The sequence below is a fragment of the Bacillus sp. JJ1773 genome (assembly GCF_036962035.1).
Lineage (GTDB): Bacteria > Bacillota > Bacilli > Bacillales > Cytobacillaceae > Cytobacillus.
The window spans coordinates 60,725-62,707 of record NZ_JBALNX010000052.1 but is presented as its reverse complement, the minus strand read 5'-3'; the positions used below and the strand labels follow the sequence as shown (position 1 = coordinate 62,707).

Sequence of the window (1,983 nt, the reverse complement as noted above, 5' to 3'; positions counted from 1 at the left end):
GGCTCGTCTTGTGCTTGTCACGGGTGGACACAAAGGAAAGCTTCTGCGAATATTCTTCGCAGGAACATTTGCCCTTTGATGTTCCGAAGGCGCTTCTACTTTTCTAATTATCTTTCCCCAAATTTAATAAACGTTCTTTCATCTTCTACTAATCCGCAGGAACCGCATTGTACTTTAATTTCTGGTCCTTTGTATGCCATATGGAAAGGGCTTAAATTTTCGTTTGTAAATTCTTCAACAATTTCTCCTGTGTGCGGGTCGAGTTTAACGGATTGCGGAACCTGTCTAATAATATTAAAACGGCTCCGATTTGTTTTACAATTTGGACAGCAATATGGTGTACTCAACTTAATTGATCTCCCTTCAACATTATTTTAACTATTTTTTGCATATCCGATTTTTTTTATGTAAAAATGGAATGATAAAGACCTATTAAAAAAATTAGATGGTGATGTAACATGTATTATCAAAATTTATTAGATGAATATCGAAAGTTATGGAAAAATCGTTCCCTTTTAGCTGACGAGTCTGCGGAATTAATATTAAAAGAAGCTATTGTCAGGGAGCTGAAGGATGAAAACGCTCATCCTAGAGTTCGAAAATCATTAATGGAAAAGTATTATATGGCCACAAAAAGAATCATCGAATCAGAGTTATCTGACCAAAGTAAAATCGCTTTAATTCAATTGCATCTAGAGCTGACGGAGTTCACAAAAAGCGTCCAATCATCAAAATGAACTTCACAAATTAAACACATATAGGCCATATAATATGGAAAAAAGGTTAAAAGAGGAGAAGCTTGTGCCTATATTATTCCGATTTTTGATTATATTTGTGACAGCAATATTATTATCTTCATGCACGAATCAAGAATTTCAGCCTATTGAAGAAGATCTTTCTATTGCTGCAACTGTCAATATTAAGGATATGTCTGTTTCTTTCATTAATATAGAGAATATGAAAAAGCTTTCCGATTGGAAGCTAAAAAAGCCCTATACAGGTGCCGTTATTTTTCCAGATGGGGATACAATTATACTATTTGGAAAACAGGTTGAGACAGTTGATTTATTTTCTTTAAAAGCCGGAAAAAAGATTGATAGCTGGAAAACGGGCAAAGGAATTGTCAATGGGAAGCTGCTTCGAACAAATTCCTATATTGCGTTAGTGGATCAAAATCTTGCTAAAATCAGATTATTTGATATGAATGGTGAAGAAAGAGCACAAATTAGGACGGAAAATAATCCATTAACCATCCTTGAATCGGAAAAGGATAAAAAACTATATGTATTAAGTTTCAGTAAGGAAAAACTAACAGTGGTTGACTTGAATAACACAAAAAATGTTTCGAGCTATCATATACACCCAGCAGCTGCAGGGGCATGGCTAAATGATAATCGGAATGAGCTTTGGATTGGAGGACATGGTGCGGGTGCCGAGGTTGAAAAGGATATTCATGTGTACAATTCAGAAACAGCCGAGTTAATTTACAAAATCCCGGCTCCAACGATGCCTGTGAATTTTTTGGAATTTAATCATCATGTATTTGCACTAAGCCACGGGACAAGCATGCTTTACAAATTAAATATGGAAGGAAAAGTAGTCAATTCTAAAGTAATTGGTGCAAATCCTTTTGAAATGGCTTTATTCGATCAGTATTTAATGATAGCTGGTTATGACAGCAATGATATTCATATTGTAGATCCGGAAAATCTAGACATAATCAAAACAATCCCCGTGGGGAAGGGACCTTTTCAAATTTTGATAAGAAAAGCGGGAGCGCCTTGAACTGGGGCTTCGAGTGAGAAAATCATGTTCGAAAGTCGTTAAGAGGGTATGATAACGTCCATCGCCACGGAAACTCAGGGTTAAAGGTAGTTAAGAGGGGTTTATAACGCTCTTCGACACGGAAACTCATGGTTAAAGGTAGATAAGAGGGGTTTATAACGCTCTTCGCCACGGAAACCCATGGTTAAAGGTAGTTAA

The 1,983-nt window shown here is 36.3% G+C and carries 3 protein-coding genes; 2 read left to right on the top strand and 1 reads right to left on the bottom strand.

What is annotated here, in order from left to right:
- Positions 1 to 107: 107 nt before the first annotated feature.
- Positions 108 to 347 carry a DNA alkylation repair protein gene (locus tag V7127_RS16475; RefSeq protein ID WP_335487802.1) on the bottom strand — a complete coding sequence of 80 codons (240 nt, stop codon included), beginning with the start codon at positions 345 to 347 and terminating at the stop codon, positions 108 to 110.
- Between the two features lie 111 nt (positions 348 to 458).
- Here V7127_RS16475 and V7127_RS16470 point away from each other — a divergent pair, with 111 nt between their 5' ends.
- Positions 459 to 737 carry a hypothetical protein gene (locus tag V7127_RS16470; protein WP_335345516.1) on the top strand — a complete coding sequence of 93 codons (279 nt, stop codon included), beginning with the start codon at positions 459 to 461 and terminating at the stop codon, positions 735 to 737.
- A gap of 85 nt (positions 738 to 822) precedes the next feature.
- Positions 823 to 1,785 carry a YncE family protein gene (locus V7127_RS16465; protein ID WP_335487799.1) on the top strand — a complete coding sequence of 321 codons (963 nt, stop codon included), beginning with the start codon at positions 823 to 825 and terminating at the stop codon, positions 1,783 to 1,785.
- Positions 1,786 to 1,983 lie beyond the last annotated feature (198 nt).